The organism is Streptomyces sp. NPDC049915, assembly GCF_040656475.1.
Classification (GTDB): domain Bacteria; phylum Actinomycetota; class Actinomycetes; order Streptomycetales; family Streptomycetaceae; genus Streptomyces.
Map to the genome: position 1 here is coordinate 40,338 of NZ_JBFAMH010000002.1, position 17,486 is coordinate 57,823.

Annotated in this window: 18 protein-coding genes; 6 read left to right on the forward strand and 12 right to left on the reverse strand. The window is 70.8% G+C overall.

Annotation, left to right across the window (positions count from 1 at the left end):
* Positions 1 to 3: 3 nt before the first annotated feature.
* Positions 4 to 327, forward strand: a complete 324-nt coding sequence (locus AB0J12_RS02615; RefSeq protein ID WP_363262321.1) for a DUF427 domain-containing protein — start codon at positions 4 to 6, stop codon at positions 325 to 327.
* A gap of 37 nt (positions 328 to 364) precedes the next feature.
* Positions 365 to 1,177: an alpha/beta hydrolase gene (locus AB0J12_RS02620; protein ID WP_363262322.1), complete on the forward strand. Its 813-nt coding sequence runs from the start codon at positions 365 to 367 to the stop codon at positions 1,175 to 1,177.
* A gap of 12 nt (positions 1,178 to 1,189) precedes the next feature.
* Here the strand turns inward: AB0J12_RS02620 and mnmA are convergent, their stop codons facing one another.
* Complete coding sequence (gene mnmA, locus AB0J12_RS02625; RefSeq protein WP_363262323.1) at positions 1,190 to 2,320, reverse strand: tRNA 2-thiouridine(34) synthase MnmA; 1,131 nt, start codon at positions 2,318 to 2,320, stop codon at positions 1,190 to 1,192.
* A 60-nt stretch (positions 2,321 to 2,380) separates the two neighbouring features.
* Here mnmA and AB0J12_RS02630 point away from each other — a divergent pair, with 60 nt between their 5' ends.
* A complete protein-coding gene (locus AB0J12_RS02630) occupies positions 2,381 to 3,025 on the forward strand; it encodes an N-acetylmuramoyl-L-alanine amidase (protein ID WP_363262324.1) in 645 nt (214 codons plus the stop codon).
* Positions 3,026 to 3,322: 297 nt separating this feature from the next.
* On the opposite strand, the gene AB0J12_RS02635 is transcribed toward AB0J12_RS02630, so the two are convergent.
* The 3 genes from AB0J12_RS02635 to AB0J12_RS02645 all read right to left on the reverse strand — a co-directional run bounded on the left by AB0J12_RS02635 (position 3,323) and on the right by AB0J12_RS02645 (position 5,094).
* The gene (locus AB0J12_RS02635) at positions 3,323 to 4,492 is read right to left on the reverse strand and encodes a cysteine desulfurase family protein (RefSeq protein ID WP_363262325.1); all 1,170 of its coding nucleotides are present in this window, start codon (positions 4,490 to 4,492) and stop codon (positions 3,323 to 3,325) included.
* Positions 4,493 to 4,612: 120 nt separating this feature from the next.
* A complete protein-coding gene (locus AB0J12_RS02640) occupies positions 4,613 to 4,879 on the reverse strand; it encodes a DUF4190 domain-containing protein (RefSeq protein WP_363262731.1) in 267 nt (88 codons plus the stop codon).
* 47 nt (positions 4,880 to 4,926) lie between these two features.
* Positions 4,927 to 5,094, reverse strand: coding sequence for a hypothetical protein (locus AB0J12_RS02645; protein ID WP_361627903.1), 168 nt, complete (start codon positions 5,092 to 5,094; stop codon positions 4,927 to 4,929).
* Positions 5,095 to 5,226: 132 nt separating this feature from the next.
* On the opposite strand from AB0J12_RS02645, the gene AB0J12_RS02650 reads away from it, so the two are divergent.
* A complete protein-coding gene (locus AB0J12_RS02650) occupies positions 5,227 to 5,853 on the forward strand; it encodes a TetR family transcriptional regulator (protein WP_363262326.1) in 627 nt (208 codons plus the stop codon).
* Positions 5,854 to 5,859: 6 nt separating this feature from the next.
* Here AB0J12_RS02650 and AB0J12_RS02655 read toward each other — a convergent pair whose 3' ends face one another.
* The gene (locus AB0J12_RS02655; RefSeq protein ID WP_363262327.1) at positions 5,860 to 6,822 is read right to left on the reverse strand and encodes a YafY family protein; all 963 of its coding nucleotides are present in this window, start codon (positions 6,820 to 6,822) and stop codon (positions 5,860 to 5,862) included.
* Between the two features lie 101 nt (positions 6,823 to 6,923).
* Between AB0J12_RS02655 and AB0J12_RS02660 the strand changes: the two genes are divergently transcribed.
* A complete protein-coding gene (locus AB0J12_RS02660; RefSeq protein WP_363262328.1) occupies positions 6,924 to 7,511 on the forward strand; it encodes a TIGR03086 family metal-binding protein in 588 nt (195 codons plus the stop codon).
* Here the strand turns inward: AB0J12_RS02660 and AB0J12_RS02665 are convergent.
* Complete coding sequence (locus AB0J12_RS02665; RefSeq protein WP_363262329.1) at positions 7,498 to 8,358, reverse strand: thioesterase family protein; 861 nt, start codon at positions 8,356 to 8,358, stop codon at positions 7,498 to 7,500. The genes AB0J12_RS02660 and AB0J12_RS02665 overlap by 14 nt on opposite strands.
* A gap of 152 nt (positions 8,359 to 8,510) precedes the next feature.
* Here AB0J12_RS02665 and AB0J12_RS02670 point away from each other — a divergent pair, with 152 nt between their 5' ends.
* Positions 8,511 to 9,746: an alpha/beta hydrolase-fold protein gene (locus tag AB0J12_RS02670; protein ID WP_363262330.1), complete on the forward strand. Its 1,236-nt coding sequence runs from the start codon at positions 8,511 to 8,513 to the stop codon at positions 9,744 to 9,746.
* Between the two features lie 123 nt (positions 9,747 to 9,869).
* Here the strand turns inward: AB0J12_RS02670 and AB0J12_RS02675 are convergent, their stop codons facing one another.
* From AB0J12_RS02675 to AB0J12_RS02700, 6 genes are all read right to left on the reverse strand, one after another.
* The gene (locus AB0J12_RS02675) at positions 9,870 to 10,526 is read right to left on the reverse strand and encodes a trimeric intracellular cation channel family protein (protein ID WP_363262331.1); all 657 of its coding nucleotides are present in this window, start codon (positions 10,524 to 10,526) and stop codon (positions 9,870 to 9,872) included.
* A 63-nt stretch (positions 10,527 to 10,589) separates the two neighbouring features.
* Positions 10,590 to 12,152: a dipeptide ABC transporter ATP-binding protein gene (locus AB0J12_RS02680; RefSeq protein WP_363262732.1), complete on the reverse strand. Its 1,563-nt coding sequence runs from the start codon at positions 12,150 to 12,152 to the stop codon at positions 10,590 to 10,592.
* Between the two features lie 23 nt (positions 12,153 to 12,175).
* Positions 12,176 to 13,273, reverse strand: a complete 1,098-nt coding sequence (locus AB0J12_RS02685) for an ABC transporter ATP-binding protein (RefSeq protein WP_363262332.1) — start codon at positions 13,271 to 13,273, stop codon at positions 12,176 to 12,178.
* Positions 13,270 to 14,268 (reverse strand): ABC transporter permease, encoded by a 999-nt coding sequence (locus AB0J12_RS02690; protein ID WP_363262333.1) that lies wholly within the window; start codon positions 14,266 to 14,268, stop codon positions 13,270 to 13,272. The genes AB0J12_RS02685 and AB0J12_RS02690 overlap by 4 nt, the downstream gene beginning before the upstream one ends.
* Before the next feature lie 109 nt (positions 14,269 to 14,377).
* The gene (locus AB0J12_RS02695; RefSeq protein ID WP_363262334.1) at positions 14,378 to 16,168 is read right to left on the reverse strand and encodes an ABC transporter substrate-binding protein; all 1,791 of its coding nucleotides are present in this window, start codon (positions 16,166 to 16,168) and stop codon (positions 14,378 to 14,380) included.
* A 73-nt stretch (positions 16,169 to 16,241) separates the two neighbouring features.
* Positions 16,242 to 17,249, reverse strand: a complete 1,008-nt coding sequence (locus tag AB0J12_RS02700) for an ABC transporter permease (RefSeq protein ID WP_363262335.1) — start codon at positions 17,247 to 17,249, stop codon at positions 16,242 to 16,244.
* Positions 17,250 to 17,486: the final 237 nt, after the last annotated feature.

The window sequence follows — 17,486 nt, forward strand, 5'->3', positions numbered from 1 at the left end:
GACATGACCCGAGGACACACCATCACCGTCGAGCGAAGCGACCGGCACGTGCGCGTGGTGCACGACGGCCAGGTCCTGGCCGAGAGCGACCGCCCGCTCGTCCTGCACGAGACCGGCTGTCCGCCGCGGTACTACCTGCCCGCCGAGGACGTCCGGCTGGAGCTGCTCACCCCTTCCGACACCCGCACCCACTGCCCGTTCAAGGGCACGGCGTCCTACTGGTCGCTGCCCGGCGCCCCCGACCTGGTGTGGTCGTACCCGGACCCGAAACCGGACGTGGCGCAGATCGAGAACCACCTCTGCTTCTACGAGGTGGAAGTGTCGTGACCGCTCAGTCGCGTCATCTGCGGCAGTCTGCTCTGCCATGGAGAAGCAGGAGAAGCAGGACGGTAAGCACAGGCTGACGGTGGTGTCGCGGGACGGCACCCGCATCGCCGGTGAGCGCCAGGGCGACGGCCCGCCCGTGATCCTGGTGAGCGGTGCGATGTCCACCGGGGGCACGCTGGCCCCGCTGGCCGAGCGGCTGGCCGGGCACTGCACGGCTGTGGTGTACGACCGACGGGGCCGCGGCGAGAGCGGTGACACGGCGCCGTACGCGGTGGAGCGGGAGGTCGAGGACCTGGCCGCGCTGATCGACGCGGTGGGCGATGAGGCGGCCCTGTTCGGTGTCTCCTCGGGCGGCGCGCTGGTCATCGAGGCGGCGGCGAGCGGGCTGCCGGTCCGTCAGGCGGGTGTGTACGAGGTGCCGTACGCGGACTTCCTCGAGGGCGGCGCCGAGCAGCAGGCCGCCTACGCGCGGAACCTGACCGCGGCGCTCGCCGAGGACCGGCGCGGGGACGCGGTGGAGCTGTTCCTGCGCCTGACCGGGCTCGGCGAGGAGGTGATCCGGGGCGCGCGCCAGTCCCCCATGTGGGCCGGTATGGAGGCGGTCGCCCCCAGCCTGGCGCACGACGCCGCGGTGATGGGTGACGGCCTGCTGCCCCGCGAGCGGGTCGCCGCGCTCCCCGTGCCCCTGTTGGTGGTGGCCGGCGGGGCGAGCCCGGCGTGGATGCTGGCCGCGAACCGGGCGCTCGCCGAGGCGGCGCCCCGCAGCGACCACCGGATCCTGCAGGACCAGACCCACATGGTGGAGCCGGGCGTGCTGGGCCCGGTGCTGACGGACGTCTTCTGCGGGTGAGGCCGGCTCGGATCAGGCCACGCCGGCCGTCGCGCGCGTGGTCGTCGCGATCGTCGCCGAGCCCACCACGCGCGTGCCGTCGTACAGGACAATCGCCTGGCCGGGGGCAACGCCGCGGACCGGCTCGGTGAAGGTCACGCGCAGCTCGCCGTCGGCCAGATGGGCGGTGACCTCGGTCTCGTCGCCGTGGGCGCGCAGCTGGGCGGTGTAGGTGCCGGGGCCCGCCGGGGCCGTGCCGCACCAGCGCGGCTTGATCGCGGTCAGGGCGGTCACGTCCAGGGCGGCGGCCGGGCCTACGGTGACGGTGTTGTTCACCGGGGAGATGTCGAGGACGTAGCGGGGCTTGCCGTCGGGGGCCGGGGTGCCGATGCGCAGGCCCTTGCGCTGGCCGATGGTGAAGCCGTACGCGCCCTCGTGGGTGCCGATCCGGTTGCCGGCCTCGTCGACGATGTCGCCCTCCGCCTTGCCGAGGCGCCGGGCGAGGAAGCCCTGGGTGTCGCCGTCGGCGATGAAGCAGATGTCGTGCGAGTCGGGCTTCTTGGCGACGGCGAGACCGCGCCGCTCGGCCTCCGCGCGGATCTCCTCCTTGGTGGTGACCGTGTCACCGAGGGGGAACATCGCGTGCGCGAGCTGCTGCTCGTCCAGCACGCCGAGGACGTACGACTGGTCCTTGGCCATGTCGGAGGCGCGGTGCAGTTCGCGGGAGCCGTCCTCGCGGACGATCACCTGGGCGTAGTGGCCGGTGCAGACCGCGTCGAAGCCGAGGGCGAGCGCCTTGTCGAGCAGCGCGGCGAACTTGATCTTCTCGTTGCAGCGCAGGCAGGGGTTCGGAGTGCGGCCGGCCTCGTACTCGGCGACGAAGTCCTCGACGACGTCCTCGCGGAAGCGGTCGGCGAGGTCCCACACGTAGAACGGGATGCCGATGACGTCCGCGGCGCGGCGGGCGTCCCGGGAGTCCTCGATGGTGCAGCAGCCCCGCGCGCCCGTGCGGAAGGACTGGGGGTTCGCGGAGAGCGCGAGGTGGACGCCGGTCACGTCGTGGCCCGCCTCGGCGGCGCGGGCCGCGGCGACGGCGGAGTCGACGCCGCCCGACATGGCGGCGAGGACGCGGAGGGGACGGGAGCGCTGCAGGGTGTCAGTCATAGCCCTTCCAGGGTACGGGGGCGCGGGAACCGGGAGTGCCGGATATGCGTTGACGACCACATGGGGGATGCGAAGAGCGATGGGGACCGGCGGATCGGGCGGCGCGCACTGCTGCTCGGCGGTGCGGCGGCCGCCGCGGGCACGGCGGTGCTGGCCCGCGACGAGCTGGCGCATCTGTGGTGGCGGCTGCCGGGGGTGGAGAAGGAGCGGGTGGCGGGCGCGGTCGACTTCCGGGGCGCGCAGTGGGTGGCGGCGTCGACGGCGAACTACCGCCTGGCCGACCGGCCCGACGACTATCCGATCGACCGGGTGGTCGTCCATGTCACGCAGGGCAGCTACCGCAGCGCGGTGAAGGTGTTCCAGGACCCGGGCCACAAGGCGGCGGCCCACTACATCGTCCGCCAGGACGGGCACGTCACGCAGCTGATCCGCGAGCTGGACGTGGCCTTCCACGCGGGCAACCGGGAGTACAACGAGCGCAGTGTCGGCATCGAGCACGAGGGGTTCGTGGACCGGCCGGGCGACTTCACCGCCGCGATGTACGCCGCCTCGGCGCGGCTGACGGCCGGGATCTGCCGGCGGTACGGCATACCCGTCGACCGGGAGCACATCATCGGCCATGCCGAGGTGCCGGGCACGGACCACACCGACCCGGGGCCGCACTGGAACTGGGGGCGCTATCTGGCCCTGGTGCGGCGGGCGTAAAAATTACCCCTTACCCCCTTTCTTTACGCCGAGGCCGTTCTATCCTGGTTTCAGGCCTACGAGGCGAGTGAGGGAGTTCGACCGGAGTAGCCGACTTGAGCGAGAAGCCCCGGCTTCCGCTGAGGCCGACGTCGACGGTCGGGCTGAGAGGCCGGACGGTTCACGACCGGAAGGCGACCCCCAGCACCTGATCCGGACCATGCCGGCGAAGGGAACCCGCTTCGTAGGTCCTTTCGCGTGCCCCCCTCTGTGCCCCCGCCTTCGCGTGCCCCTCCGCCTGCCCGAAGGCCGTCCGTCCTACGTCAGTCCCGCCGCGCGGGCCCGTTCGACGGCTGGGCCGATGGCCTTGGCCAGCGCCTCGACGTCGGCCTCGGTGGAGGTGTGACCGAGGGAGAAGCGCAGGGTGCCGCGGGCCAGGTCGGGGTCGGCGCCGGTGGCGAGCAGGACGTGGCTGGGCTGGGCGACGCCCGCGGTGCAGGCGGAGCCGGTGGAGCACTCGATGCCCTGGGCGTCCAGCAGGAGCAGCAGGGAGTCGCCCTCGCAGCCGGGGAACGTGAAGTGCGCGTTGGCCGGCAGCCGGCCCTCCGGTGCGGGGTCGCCGCCGAGGATCGCGTCCGGCACGGCCGTACGGACTGCGTCGATGAGCTGGTCGCGCAGGGCGCCGATCTCGCGGGCGAACCACGCGCGCTGCTGCGCGGCGAGGCGGCCGGCGACGGCGAAGGAGGCGATCGCGGGGACGTCGAGGGTGCCGGAGCGGACGTGGCGCTCCTGGCCTCCGCCGTGCAGGACGGGTACGGGGCTGTACTCGCGGCCGAGGAGCAGGGCGCCGATGCCGTAGGGGCCGCCGATCTTGTGGCCGGAGACGGTCATCGCGGCGAGGCCGGAGGCGGCGAAGTCGACCGGGACCTGACCGAAGGCCTGGACCGCGTCGGAGTGCAGCGGGACGCCGAACTCGGCGGCGACGTCGGCGAGTTCGCGGACCGGCTGCAGGGTGCCGATCTCGTTGTTCGCCCACATGACGGTGGCCAGCGCGACGCCGTCGGGGTCGCGGGCGATCGCCTCGCGCAGGGCGTCGGGATGGACCCGGCCGTGGCTGTCCACGGGGAGGTACTCGACGGTGGCGCCCTCGTGCTCGCCGAGCCAGTGGACGGCGTCCAGGACGGCGTGGTGCTCGACGGGGCTGGCCAGGACCCGGGTGCGGGCCGGGTCGGCGTCGCGGCGGGACCAGTACAGGCCCTTGACCGCCAGGTTGTCGGCCTCGGTGCCGCCGGAGGTGAGGACCACCTCGCTGGGGCGGGCGCCGAGTGCTTCGGCGAGGGTCTCGCGGGCCTCCTCGACGGTGCGGCGCGCCCTGCGGCCGGATGCGTGGAGGGACGAGGCGTTGCCCGTGCTGCTCAGCTGGGCGGTCAGGGCCTCTGCCGCCTCCGGGAGCATCGGGGTGGTCGCGGCGTGGTCGAGGTAAGCCATGGTGTGCCGATTCTACGGGGCCCGTGCGGGCGGCCTCGGCTCCAGGGCGGCCGGGCTGCCTCACGTGCGTTCACGGCGATCGCGGCACCCGACCCCGGCTCCACGGCTCGGTCGTATCCCTCAGAAGCTCCAGGACACCGAGTTGTCCGCCTGCATGAACGCGAACAGGACGACCAGGTCGGCCACGCCCAGCGCCAGGCCCAGGTACGCGCGGCCGCGGCGGGCCGTGCCGCGCCACAGGGCGACGCAGGCCAGGGCGATGGAGATCGGGCCGAGGAAGAGGTTGAGGACGAGCAGGCCCAGCAGGCCCAGGATGAACGAGGCGACGGCCATGCCGTCGGTGTCGCGGGTGCCGGTGCGGCGGGTGGCCGGTGCGGTCAGTTGCATGAGGGTCAGCTCCCGACAGTCGAAGTCGTGGTGGGACGTGCGGACGGTCACCGGGCCGGCGTGCCGCGCCGGCGGGCGTGGCGCTCGCGGACGGCGAAGACGGCCAGCCAGACGGCGATGACCACGGCCGCGATCGCGGTGAAGGACAGCGGCGCGTGGGCCACGGTGCCCATGACGACACCGAGAAGCAGAAGTGCGGCGACGAGGAAGAGCATGGGATGAAGCCCCCTCCGAGATGCTCTCGTGAAGTTTCGGTGAACGCTTGTAGTAACACTTGTTCACTGACTACCCAGTCTAGCGCGCTCCACGGCTTTTCAATTCCGGAGAACAGTTGTTAACTGCATGGTATGAGTCACATCCTCGGCGTCCGGCAGGCCCAGAAACTGAAGACCCGCCAAGCCCTCCTGGACGCGGCGCTCGGCCTGCTGGAGGGGCAGAGCCTGAGCAGCCTGGGTCTGCGCGAGGTCACCCGCGCGGTCGGCGTCGCCCCGACCGCCTTCTACCGCCACTTCCGCTCCATCGAGGATCTGGGCGTGGCGCTGGTCGAGGAGGCGCTGGGCAGCCTGCACCCGATGATCAGGACGACGGTGTCCACGGCGGGCGACCACGAGGAACGCATCGTGCGCGCCGTCGAACTGATCGCCCGTCACGTGGACGCGTACCCCGCTCATGTCCGTTTCATCGCCCGCGAGCGACATGGCGGGGTCCAGCCGGTGCGGGAGGCGATCCGCGAGCAGCTGGCCCGGTTCGGTGACGAGGTGAAGGCCGAGCTGGCCAAGGACCCGGTCTCCGCGGGCTGGAGCGAGGACGACCTGCTGATGCTCGCCACGCTCTACGTCGATCAGATGCTCATCACCGCCTCGCTCTTCCTGGAGTCCCTGGAGGCGCCGGGGGCGGAGCGGGAGCGGGCCGCTCAGGTGGCGACCCGCCAGATGCGGCTGATCACCATCGGCCGCCGCCACTGGCTCGACTGAGCCGTCTCATTCGGACGCGTACAGCCGCGTGACCGACGCGGCCGCACGGGCCAGTTCCTCGCGCACCGAGGGCGGGGAGAGCACCTCGACCCGGTCGGAGAACGCGAGCAGTTGGCGGGCCTCGGCGACGACGCGGTACGACAGCCTGGCGGTCACCCACTCGCCGTGCCCGTCGTCGTCGGGGAGCCCGACGAGCGTGGAGGCCATCATGCGCCGGAACATGTCGAGCCGGTCGCGCCGGACCCGCACCACCACCTCCAGACCGCCCGGCCGCTCCTCCACCTGACGGCGCAGCACCTCCCAGGCGTCGGCGAGTTCGACGCCGGGCCGGCGCCGCACCGGGTCGTCGAGCAGTTTCGCCGAGCGCACCCGGTCGGCGCGGAAGAGCCGGGGCCGGCCGCGCCGGTCGGCGACGAGGTACCAGACGCCCGCCTTGGAGAGCAGGCCGTAGGGGTCGACGGTGTAGGTGCGCGGCTCGTGCTCACCGCTGTGCCGGTAGCGCAGCTTCAGGCGGCGGTCGGCGAAGACGGCGTCCTGCAGCACCTCCAGGTCGACGGCCTGCTGGGGGCCGCCGCGCCAGCGGGTGGCGTCGACCAGGATGCGCCGGCTGGTCACCTCCGCGGCCGGGCGGTGCGGCGCGGGCAGCGCGGCCATCACCTTGCGCAGCGCCGAGCCCAGCGCGGCGTCCAGCCCCAGCGCGGCGTGCGCCCCTTCGGCGGCCAGGATGAACAGGGCCCGGGACTCGTCGGCGGTCAGGCCCGTCACATCGGTGCGGAATCCGGCGAGGAGCTGGATGCCGCCGTGCCGGCCGCGTTCGGCGTAGACGGGGACGCCCGAGGCGGACAGGGCCTCGATGTCGCGGTAGATGGTGCGCACCGACACCTCGAGCCGCTCGGCGAGTTCGTGCGCGGGCACACGGCCGCGGGTCTGCAACAGCAGCAGGATCGACAGCAGGCGGTCGGATTTCACGGCATCAGAATCCCGCCACTGCAGAGCCGGAGGCAAATGTTGACGGAAACTGTCAGGTTATGGGCCGAGCATCGGCGTACCGACCGAGAGAGAGGTACCAGATGAACACCATCGACCCGCGCCCCGTCTACGCCCGCGCCACCGAGCAGGCCGCCGCCCTGATCCGGACCGTGCGGCCCGGGCAGCTGGACGGGCCCACCCCGTGCGCCGAGTTCGACGTACGGCGGCTGCTGAGTCACATGGTCGGCGGCACGCTGCGGATCGCGGTGGTCGGCGAGGGCGGCGACGGCATGGCCGTGGAGCCGTTCGCGCAGGGTGTGGAGGATGCCGGCTGGCCGGAGGCGTACGACGAGGTCAGGACGCGCGTGCTGAAGGCGTGGGAGTCCGAGGCGCGGATGACGGCGCCGGTGCGGGTCCCGTGGGGCGAGGTGCCCGGATGGCAGGCGCTCTCCGGCTACGTCATGGAGATCGTCACGCACACCTGGGACCTGTCCGAGGCGCTCGGCCGCCCGCTCCCCCTCGATGCCGAGCTGGCCGAGTTCGCGCTGGCCACCGCCGAGCGGGTGCTGCCCGCCAACCCTCGCGGCGGGGACACGCCGTTCGAGCGGGTGCAGCCCTCCCCCGAGGGGGCGGACGGCTACACCCGGCTCGCGGCCTGGCTGGGCCGGGAACCCCTCAGCCGAGCCTGACGCGGGCCAGCTGCCGGGACTGGGCCACCAGGCGGTCCTCGCTGTCCCAGACCTCGGCGTCCTCCTCGAGGAAGCCGCCGGCGAGGTTGCGCGTGGTGATGGCCACGCGCAGCGGGCCGGCGGCCGGGCGGGCGCGCACGTGCGCGGTCAGTTCGACCGTGGGCACCCAGCCGGTCAGGCCCAGCTCGAAGGCGGTGGGCGGCAGGGCGTCCACGGCGAGCAGCAAGGAGAGCGGATCGGCGTCGCGGCCGTCGGCGAGGCCGAACCAGGCCCGCATCTCGCCGTTGCCGGAGGGCTGTCCGAGCGCCCAGCCCAGGGTGGCCGGGTCGAGCTTCAGCATCAGCCGGTCGGTGATGGCGGAGCTGCCGGGGATGGGGGCGGGGCTGTCCTGCGGCCCGAAGCACTGCTCCATCGGCGGGATGGCCGGCGGCTTCGCCGTGGTGCGCACGTCGTCGGGGAGCGCGGCCAGGTCGCCGTAGGAGGCGAGGACGCGGATCCGCTCGACCTCGTTGCCCTCGTCGTCGTACTGGATGAGGGAGGCCTGGCCGGTGGAGAGGGTGCGGCCGGTGCGCACGACGTCGGTGCGGATCACCGCGGGGCCCGGCTGGGAGGCGGTGAGGTAATGTGCCGAGACGGTGAACGGGTCGGGGTGCGGCAGGGCGTCCGCCAGGGCGCGGCCGAGGACGGCCAGCAGGTAGCCGCCGTTGACGGCGTTGATGATCGTCCAGCCGGCCGAGAGGTCGATGTCGTAGACACCGGGGGCGCGCCGGGTGACGGCGGTGTCGCGGTCGAACTCGCTGTCGCCGATCATGGCCCGGCGGGCCGCTGCGGAAGCTGCTTCTGGCATGACTGAACGGTACAACAGGTAACTACTAAGCGGTAGCTTTTCTCGTCTGTGACCCCGCGCGCACCGCCGCCCAGGTGAGGCTTCGGCAATTAAACGGTAAGTGTCCGTATCGCTCCGTAAACCTTCTGGACGTTATCGCCCTCTCTAGGGATATGAGCCTCACCGGGACTCCGTTCCTCTACCTCTTGATCGTGCTGGCCGTCGTGGCCGTGCTCGTTCCTCTGGTCCTGTGGTCACGGCTGCGCGGACCGAAGACCCTGCGCGCCGCGGCCCGGCTGCTGATGCTGCTGTTCGCCCAGGGCACCGCCGTCGCCCTGGTGTTCGTCCTGGTCAACAACGCCAACAACCTGTACGACAACTGGGACGACCTGCTCGGCACCGGCGACCACGTCCACCAGGCCGCCGACCTCGGTGCGAACGGCACCGGCAACATCGCGCTGGACAAGCTGCCCAAGGTCAAGCAGACGTTCAGCCCGGCGACCGGGCCCGGCATGCGCGCCGCCGGTGGCGTGCAGGTCACCCAGCTCAAGGGGCAGGTGTCCGGGGTGGACGCCGAGGTCTACGTCTGGCTGCCGCCGCAGTACCACCTGCCCGGCTGGCGGCACTACAAGTTCCCGGTCGTCGAGGTGCTGCCGGGCTACCCCGGCTCGGCGAAGGCCTGGTTCGGGTCGATGAAGGCGCACGAGCAGCTGCTGCCGCTGATGCGCTCCGGCGAGGTCGCGCCGTTCATCCTGGTCGCGCCGCGCACCAATCTGCTGGCCGGCGTGGACACGGGCTGCGCCAACATCCCCGGGACGGTCAACGCCGACACCTGGCTGAGCGTCGACGTGCCGAAGATGGTCATGGACAACTTCCACGCCCAGCCCGCGCCGGGCGGCTGGGCGGTCGCCGGCTACTCCGCCGGCGCGCACTGCGCGGCCAAGCTCGCCGTCGCCCACCCCGACCGCTACCGCGCCGCCGTGAGCCTGTCCGGGTACAACGACCCGATCGGCGAGAGCAACTCCCTCGCCGCGCAGACCCCCGCCCTGCGCGCCGCGAACAACCCGTACATGCTGCTGCGCAAGGCCAAGGTGCCGCCGCAGATCGCCCTCTACCTCTCCGGCCAGCCGCGCGACGGCTACGAGGCGGCCATGGCCCTGAAGCAGGCGGCCAAGGCGCCCACCACCGTCCACGTGGTCTATCTGCCGCGCACCGCGGGCGGTCACACGATGGCCCTGTGGAAGCCGCAGGTCGACACGATCTTCCGCTGGCTGTCGGTGCAGATGGGCAAGCACGGCGTCAAGGACCCCACCGCGTCCGCGCCTCCGGCCACGCGGAAGGCGGGTTCCACCCGCGCCGAGCTGGCCAGCGGCGCCCCGTCGGGAGCCGCCGCCAGCCGCAAGCAGTGAGCCCGCGGCGGGCCTGACCGCAGCGGATCGTTTCGGCGGGAGGCGGGAGGCGGGAGGCGGGACCAGGGTGCGGGCCTGACAGGCCGGGACCGCACCGGGCAGCGCCAGGGCGGGCCGGGAGGGCTACTCCTCCCGCACCGTCGAACGTCGGTTCCAGGCCCGCGGGGCCCGCCAGTGGAACCGCATCGCGAGCAGCCGCAGGACGAAAGCCGTCAGCGCGGCGAGGGCGCTGGCCAGCGGGGTGAGCGTGTCGTAGCGGATGCACAGGGCGACCATGGTGGAGCCGACGATCGCCGGGACCGCGTACAGGTCGCGGTCCCAGCGCAGCAGCGACGGGACCTCGTTGGCGAGTACGTCACGCAGGACGCCGCCGCCGACCGCCGTCGCCAGGCCGAGAGTGGCCGAAGCGGTCAGTCCGAGCCCGTAGGCGTACGCCTTCGTCGTCCCGGCGACGCAGAACAGACCGAGGCCGGCGGCGTCGAAGACGAGGACCGCGGCCTGGATGCGTTCGACGTGCGGATGCAGGAAGACGACCACGAGAGCGGCGAGCATCGGCGTGACGAAGTAGCCGAGGTCCGTGAAGGCGGCGGGCGGCACCGCCCCGATGATCAGGTCCCGGAACAGCCCCCCGCCCAGCGCGGTGACCTCGGCGAGGACGGCGATGCCGAAGACGTCGAAGTTCTTGCGCACGGCCAGCAGCGCGCCGGAGATCGCGAAGACGAAGATGCCGACCAGGTCGAGCGTGTGCTGGACGGAGGGGCTGAAGAGCTGGGGGATCACCCGAACATTCTGACGGCTCGGGGGGCGTGCACCTGGCAAAGCCAGGCCACGCCACCCGAGACGCTACTTCTCCGGGCTCTTCGGGGAGTCCTCCGCCTCCGCGGCGGCCGACGCCTCCGCCGGCTCCTCCCCCGCCGCGCTGTCGGCAGACGCCACGTCCACGCTCTCGGCAGAAGCCTCCGCGCCCACGCCTACGGCCTCCTCCTCGGCCTCGGCCTCGGCTTCGGCCTCAGCTTCGGGTCCGGCTTCGGGTCCGGCTTCGGCCTCAGCTTCGGGTCCGGCTCCGGGTCCGGCTTCGGCCTCAGCTTCGGGTCCGGCTCCGGGTCCGGCTTCGGGTCCGGCTTCGGCTTCGGCTTCGGCTTCGGCGGAAGCCTCCGCGCTGTCGGCAGACGCCTCCGCGCCCCCGGCGGACGCCCCCTCCGCGCCTTCGGCAGATGCCTGAGCGGACGCGACCTCCGCCGCCACCGCCGCCGACGTCTCCGCCGACTCCGCGAGGACTTCGTCGGCCACCAGCTCCGCCGCCTCCTTGGCGACGGTCAGCAGGACCGTGTCCTGCGGCTGCTGGTCCTCGAAGTTCTCCGGGTGGTGGCAGGCCACCCGCTGCCCCGGCCGCAGCTCGGCCAGCGGCGGCTCGGTCGTCGCGCAGATCTGCGTCGCCTTCCAGCACCGCGTGTGGAAGCGGCAGCCGCTCGGCGGCGAGATCGGCGAGGGCACGTCGCCCTTGAGCAGGATGCGCTCGCTCTTGGCGTGTCTGCGCCGCGGGTCCGGGATCGGCACGGCCGACATCAGGGCTTTGGTGTACGGGTGCATCGGCGTCCGGTAGAGCTGCTCGCGGTCGGCCAGCTCCACGATCTTGCCGAGGTACATCACCGCGATCCGGTCCGAGACGTGCCGGACGACCGACAGGTCGTGCGCGATGATCACATACGTCAGGCCCAGCTCCTCCTGGAGGTCGTCCAGCAGGTTCACCACCTGGGCCTGGATCGACACGTCCAGCGCGGAGACCGGCTCGTCGGCCACCACGAGCTTGGGGCTGAGCGCGAGCGCGCGGGCGATGCCGATGCGCTGGCGCTGACCGCCGGAGAACTCGTGCGGGTAGCGGTTGTAGTGCTCGGGGTTGAGTCCGACCACCGACAGCAGCCGCTGCACCTCCTTCTTGATGCCGCCCTCGGGCGTGACGCCCTGGAGCTTGAAGGGGGCGCCGACGATGGTGCCGATGGTGTGGCGCGGGTTCAGCGACGAGTACGGGTCCTGGAAGATCATCTGCACGTCGCGGCGCATCGGGCGCATGCCCGTCACTCCGAGGTGCGTGATGTCCTTGCCCTCGAACTCGACCTTTCCGCCGGTCGGTTCGAGCAGCCGGGTGATCAGCCGGCCCATGGTCGACTTGCCGCAGCCCGACTCGCCCACGACACCGAGGGTTTCGCCGCGGCGCACCTCGAAGTCGATGCCGTCGACCGCGTGGACCGCGCCGACCTGCCGCTGCAAGAGGCCCTTCTTGATCGGGAAGTGCTTCTGCAGCCCGGTCACCTTCAGCAGGACGTCACCGTGCCCGGCGTCCTTGGTGAGGGTGGCCGCGCCTGCGGCCCTCGGCTCGGTGCCGTCGCTCTGCGCGGGCAGGGTCACGTCCGTGTCCTTGGAGTTCTCGCTCACAGCTTCGGCGCAATCTCTTCGGTCCAGATACGCTCCCGCTGCTCCCTGGTCATATGACAGGCGGCCCAGTGCCGGCTGCCGACCTCGGCGAGCTCGGGGCGGACCGTGCGGGTGACGTTGTCCTTGGGGACGTCGGCGTACGGGCAGCGCGGGTTGAAGGCGCAGCCGGACGGGATGTTGATGAGGGAGGGCGGGGAGCCCTTGACCGGGATCAGGCGTTCCTGCTCCTCGCGGTCCAGGCGGGGCATCGAGCCGAGCAGACCCCAGGTGTAGGGGTGGCGGGGCTCGTAGAACACCTTCTCGGCGGGTCCGCGCTCGACGCAGCGGCCGCCGTACATCACCAGGATGTCGTCGGCCAGTTCGGCGACGACGCCCAGGTCGTGGGTGATGATGACGACCGCGGAGCCGAACTCCTTCTGCAGATCGCGGATCAGGTCCAGGATCTGCGCCTGGACGGTGACGTCCAGGGCGGTGGTCGGCTCGTCCGCGATGAGCAGCTCGGGGTTGTTGACCAGCGACATCGCGATCATCGCGCGCTGGCGCATACCGCCGGAGAACTCGTGCGGGTAGTTGTCGACGCGCTTGTCCGGCTGCGGGATGCCGACCCGGTCGAGCATCTCGATCGCGCGCTTGCGGGCGGTCTTCTTGTCGACGTCGTGGTGGATCCGGTAGGCCTCCACGATCTGCTGACCGATCGTGAAGTACGGGTGCAGCGCGGACAGCGGGTCCTGGAAGATCATCGCCATCTGCCGGCCGCGCAGCTTGCGCACGTGGTCGGGGTCGGCGGAGAGCAGCTCGGTGCCGTCCAGCCAGATCTCGCCGGATATCCGCGCCTTGCGCTTGCCGTACTGGCCGGCGGTGTGCAGGCCCATGATGCCGAGCGAGGTCACCGACTTGCCGGAGCCCGACTCGCCGACGATGCCGAGGGTCTTGCCCTTCTCCAGCTGGAAGCTGAGCCCGTCGACGGACTTGACCAGGCCGTCGTCGGTCGGGAAGTGCACCTTCAGGTCGCGCACTTCGAGGAAGGCCGACGGCGGCGTCGAGGCGGGGGTGGGCTCACCCACGGCCGCCCCGGTCTTGCTCAGTTCGGTCATGAGAGCCTCACTCGGGGGTCGATCACGGCGTACAGGACGTCGACCACGAGGTTGGCGATCAGCACCGCGAGGGACGTGATCAGGACGACTCCGAGGATGATCGGCAGGTCGACGTTGCGGATCGCGTCGAGTACGGCCCGCCCGAGGCCGGGCAGGTTGAACGTGGACTCGGTGAGGATCGCGCCGCCGATGAGGGCGCCGAGGTCCATGCCGAGCATGGTCAGGATGGGCGTCATCGTGGAGCGCATGGCGTGCTTGCCGATGACGGCCGGCTCGCCCAGGCCCTTGGCGCGGGCGGTGCGGATGTAGTCCTCGCCCAGCACCTCCAGCATGGTGGCGCGGGTGATACGGGCGTACATGGCCGCGTACAGGAAGGCCAGGGTGATCCAGGGCAGGATCATGCCGTCGAGCCAGCCGGTGAAACTCTCGCTGATCGGCACGTACTTGGCGTCGATCCAGTGGAGCCCGAAGGCGAAGATCGCGAGGCTGAGCAGACCGGTGAAGTAGATCGGCAGGGACACACCCGCGAGGGCGACGACCATGGCGCCGCGGTCCCACAGGCTGCCCCGCTTGAGCGCGGAGAGCACACCGGCCGCGATGCCGAAGACCAGCCACAGCACGGCCGCGCCGATCGCGAGCTGCAGGGTGACCGGGAAACGGTCGGTGAGGACCGGCCAGATGGCCTGCTCACTGCGGAAGGAGTAGCCGAAGCACGGCGCAGAGCAGTGGATCACGTCGCCGCCGCCGGAGTAGGTGCGGCCGGCGAAGATGCCCTTGAAGAAGTCCCAGACCTGGAGGTAGATCGGGTCGCCGAGGCCGAGCTTCTCCCGCACGCCCTCCACGGCCGCCGGGTCGGCCTGCTTGCCCACGAAGCTCAGGGCGATGTCGACGCCCGCCCACTTGGGGATCAGGAAGAAGATGCAGAACACGGCCAGGATGATGACCACGAGCATCGCTGCGGCGGCGAACAACCGCCTGATGAGGTAAGCGAGCACAGCTTACGGCCCGCCGCGGGACCGCGGGCCCCGGAGGTCGTCCGGGGGCCCGCGGTCACGCCGCGCCGGCCTTCACCTGCCTTTCGTGCCGTACGGCGGGTGTGCCGGGTTACTTCGAGTTCTTCAGACCGAGGTTGACGAAGTCGTACATACCGCTGTAGCCGTCGGTGGTGTAGACGTTCGCCAGGTTGTCGCTGCGCCAGTTGATGAACTTCTCGAAGACGAAGGGCAGGTAGTAGCCGCCCTCCATCACCTTGTGGTTGATGTCCGTGGCGATCTTGGTTTTGCCGGCGTCGTCCAGCGTGTTCACGTAGCTGTCGAACAGCCCGTCGATCGTCTTGTCCTTGATCAGGGCGTAGTTGTTGTTACCGCTCTGCTGGATGTACTTGCTGTCCCACAGCGGCAGACCGAAGCCCTGCACGGACGGGAAGTCCGGGCCCCAGCCCATGATGATGATGCCGTAGCCCTTCTTCTGCACGTTCGAGGGGCTGCCGATGATGCCGGTGGTCTGCGAGCCGTCGTACTGGTCGATGTCGACGTTGATGCCGACCTTCTTCAGCGACGCCTGCAGGGACTGGGCGGTGGCCACCTCGACCGGCTTGTTGTTGCGCACGGCGATGGTGGTCTTGAAGCCGTTCGGCTGACCGCAGGCCTTCAGCTCTTCCTTGGCCTTGGCGGCGTTGCCGTTCTTGTTGGCGCCGGCGAGCTGGTACGGGTCGTACTTCTGGCCCTCGCCACCCGCGACGTTCGGCGGGAGCATGTTGGTGCCGATGTCACCGCCGGCCAGGGGGCCGCCGCGCGCGGTCTGCAGGGAGACGTGGTCGGCGCCGTAGATCACGGCGAGGCGGCAGTGGATGTTGTCGAACGGCTTCACGCTCTGCGGGAAGACCGCGTAACGGATGTAGCCGGACGTCGGGTTGTCCAGGTTGCCCTTGTGCTGCTTCAGCGCCGTCTGGCGGCCCTGCGGCGACATGCCGGTCTGGTTGATGTCCAGGTCCAGGTCGCCGTTGATCAGGCGCTGGTCCAGCTCGTTGGCGTTGGAGAAGAACGTGACCGTGATCTTGTCCGGGTACGCCTTGCGGACCGGGTCCGAGGCCTGCTTCCAGTTGGCGTTGCGGACGAGGGTGAGGTCCTTGCCCGGGTTGTACGACTGGAACTTGTACGGGCCCGAGGAGAACGGCTTCAGACCGTACTTGGACTTGGTGTCCATGTCCTGGCGGACCGGCGAGGCCGAGGTGAGGGCCAGCATCTCCTGGAAGTCCGAGTTGGCCTTCGGCAGGTGGAAGACGATGGTCTTGTCGTCCGGCGTGTCGATCGCCTTCAGGCCCAGGTGGTCCGCGGAGGCGTCCTTGTAGGGGCCCTTGTACTCGCTCTTGGGGTCGAGCACGTCCTTCAGGTAGGTCGGGCCGCCGGAGAGGACGTCCTGCGCCCAGATGCGCTCGATGCCGTACTTGAGGTCCTTGGAGGTGATCGGCTTGCCGTCCTCCCAGGTGATCCCGTCGCGCAGCGTGTAGGTGTAGGTCTTGCCGTCGTCGCTGACCTTGGCCAGGCCGGAGGCGAGGTCCGGGGTGAGCGTGGCGCCTTCCTTGCCCGGGGCCGGCTTGTTCGTGACGAGCTGGCGGCTGTAGTAGCGGGAGAAGTTCCACATGAAGCCGTAGTAGCCGCGCGTGGTGTCCCACGAGTCGGCGTCCTGGGCGGCGCCGAACCTCAGCGTGCCGCCCTTCTTGGCCAGCGAGGCCTGGGCGACCTTCTTGTTGGCGGCGTCGAAGCCGGCGGCACCCGACTTCGAGTCCCCGTCGCCGCTGCCGCCGCCGCACGCCGCCGTGGTCAGCAGCCCGGCGACCACGAAGGCGGCGGCCATGGCCTGCTTGTGCCGCCCTGAGGTGCGTTGCGTAGTCACGATCTCGGATCCTCCGGATTTGATGAGAGACCCCGTGCCAGGTGCTGCCACGGGTCGCTTGGGGTACGGCACTTCAGCGGGAGCCCTTGGGATCGAGCGCGTCGCGCACGCCGTCGCCGAAGAGATTGAAGGCAAGAACGGTGATGAAGATCGCCACGCCGGGGACCACCATGTACATGGGGTCCGAGTCGTAGTAGTCGATCGCGCTCGAGAGCATCTGGCCCCAGGAGGCCGTGGGCGGCTTGACGCCCACGCCCAGGAAGCTGAGTGCCGCCTCGGTGAGGATGTTGGTGGGGATCATCATCGTCGTGTAGACGATGATCGGCGCCACGAGATTGGGCAGCAGTTCCTTGAACAGGATGTACAGCCGTCCGGCGCCCAGCGATCGGGCGGCCTCGACGTACTCGCGCTCACGCAGCGAGAGCGTCTGGCCGCGCACCACGCGTCCGATGTAGGGCCAGCCGAAGAAGCCGATGACCACGACCATCATGAACACGCGCACGCCGGTGCCGGACAGGCCCAGCATGTTGTTCGGCATGACGGAGACCAGGGCGATGGTGAACAGCAGCTGGGGGAAGGCCAGCAGGCCGTCCATCACGCGGCTGATCAGCGAGTCGACCCAGCCGCCGAAGAAGCCGGCCAGGATACCGAGGACCGTGCCGAGGACGACGGCGACGATCGCGGACAGGAAGCCGACCAGCAGGGAGATCTGCGCACCGTAGAGGATGCGGGCGAAGATGTCACGGCCGTTGACGGGCTCGACGCCCAGCCAGTGCTCACCGCTCACGCCGCCCAGCGCCCCCTTGGGGGTGCCGAACAGCGGGTCGATGAGGTTCTCGTGATAGTCGTTCGGGTCCTGCCCGACCGCGCCGGTGATCACGGGGGCGAGCAGGGCGACGACGATGAGGAGCAGCACGACGACGCCGCCCGCGAGGGCGAGCTTGTCCCGCTTCAGGCGCTCCCAGGCGATCCGTCCCAGGGACCGGCCCTGGACGGCCTTGGCGCCGGTGGTCGCAACCGCCGCTTCCTCGGCCGCGCTCGGGGCCGCTTCCGCGGTCGGCTCGTGCAATGGTGCCGTCATCTGGCAGGGACCCCTCTCAACCGGCGGTAGCCGGCCCGCACTTGCCGCTGTGGCGGCATGGTCAGTCCGTCGTACGAAGTCGTACACAGGGGCGACTGGCCCCTTGGAGCGGGAGTCTTCAACGCATTGGCGAGAAGTTGCCAGACTTGGTGATGAATGGATGCGTAAACGTGATGCGGTCTGGGGACTTCCGTTATCCGGACAGCGGGTGGCGCGGGTCGGACGGGAACCAGTCGG

Coding starts and splice junctions, on each gene's coding strand:
- AB0J12_RS02615 (WP_363262321.1), top strand. CDS start 4: ATGACCCGAGGACACACCATCACCGTCGAGCGAAGCGACCGGCACGTG.
- AB0J12_RS02620 (WP_363262322.1), top strand. CDS start 365: ATGGAGAAGCAGGAGAAGCAGGACGGTAAGCACAGGCTGACGGTGGTG.
- mnmA (WP_363262323.1), bottom strand. CDS start 2,320: ATGACTGACACCCTGCAGCGCTCCCGTCCCCTCCGCGTCCTCGCCGCC.
- AB0J12_RS02630 (WP_363262324.1), top strand. CDS start 2,381: ATGGGGGATGCGAAGAGCGATGGGGACCGGCGGATCGGGCGGCGCGCA.
- AB0J12_RS02635 (WP_363262325.1), bottom strand. CDS start 4,492: ATGGCTTACCTCGACCACGCCGCGACCACCCCGATGCTCCCGGAGGCG.
- AB0J12_RS02640 (WP_363262731.1), bottom strand. CDS start 4,879: ATGCAACTGACCGCACCGGCCACCCGCCGCACCGGCACCCGCGACACC.
- AB0J12_RS02645 (WP_361627903.1), bottom strand. CDS start 5,094: ATGCTCTTCCTCGTCGCCGCACTTCTGCTTCTCGGTGTCGTCATGGGC.
- AB0J12_RS02650 (WP_363262326.1), top strand. CDS start 5,227: ATGAGTCACATCCTCGGCGTCCGGCAGGCCCAGAAACTGAAGACCCGC.
- AB0J12_RS02660 (WP_363262328.1), top strand. CDS start 6,924: ATGAACACCATCGACCCGCGCCCCGTCTACGCCCGCGCCACCGAGCAG.
- AB0J12_RS02665 (WP_363262329.1), bottom strand. CDS start 8,358: ATGCCAGAAGCAGCTTCCGCAGCGGCCCGCCGGGCCATGATCGGCGAC.
- AB0J12_RS02670 (WP_363262330.1), top strand. CDS start 8,511: ATGAGCCTCACCGGGACTCCGTTCCTCTACCTCTTGATCGTGCTGGCC.
- AB0J12_RS02685 (WP_363262332.1), bottom strand. CDS start 13,273: ATGACCGAACTGAGCAAGACCGGGGCGGCCGTGGGTGAGCCCACCCCC.
- AB0J12_RS02700 (WP_363262335.1), bottom strand. CDS start 17,249: ATGACGGCACCATTGCACGAGCCGACCGCGGAAGCGGCCCCGAGCGCG.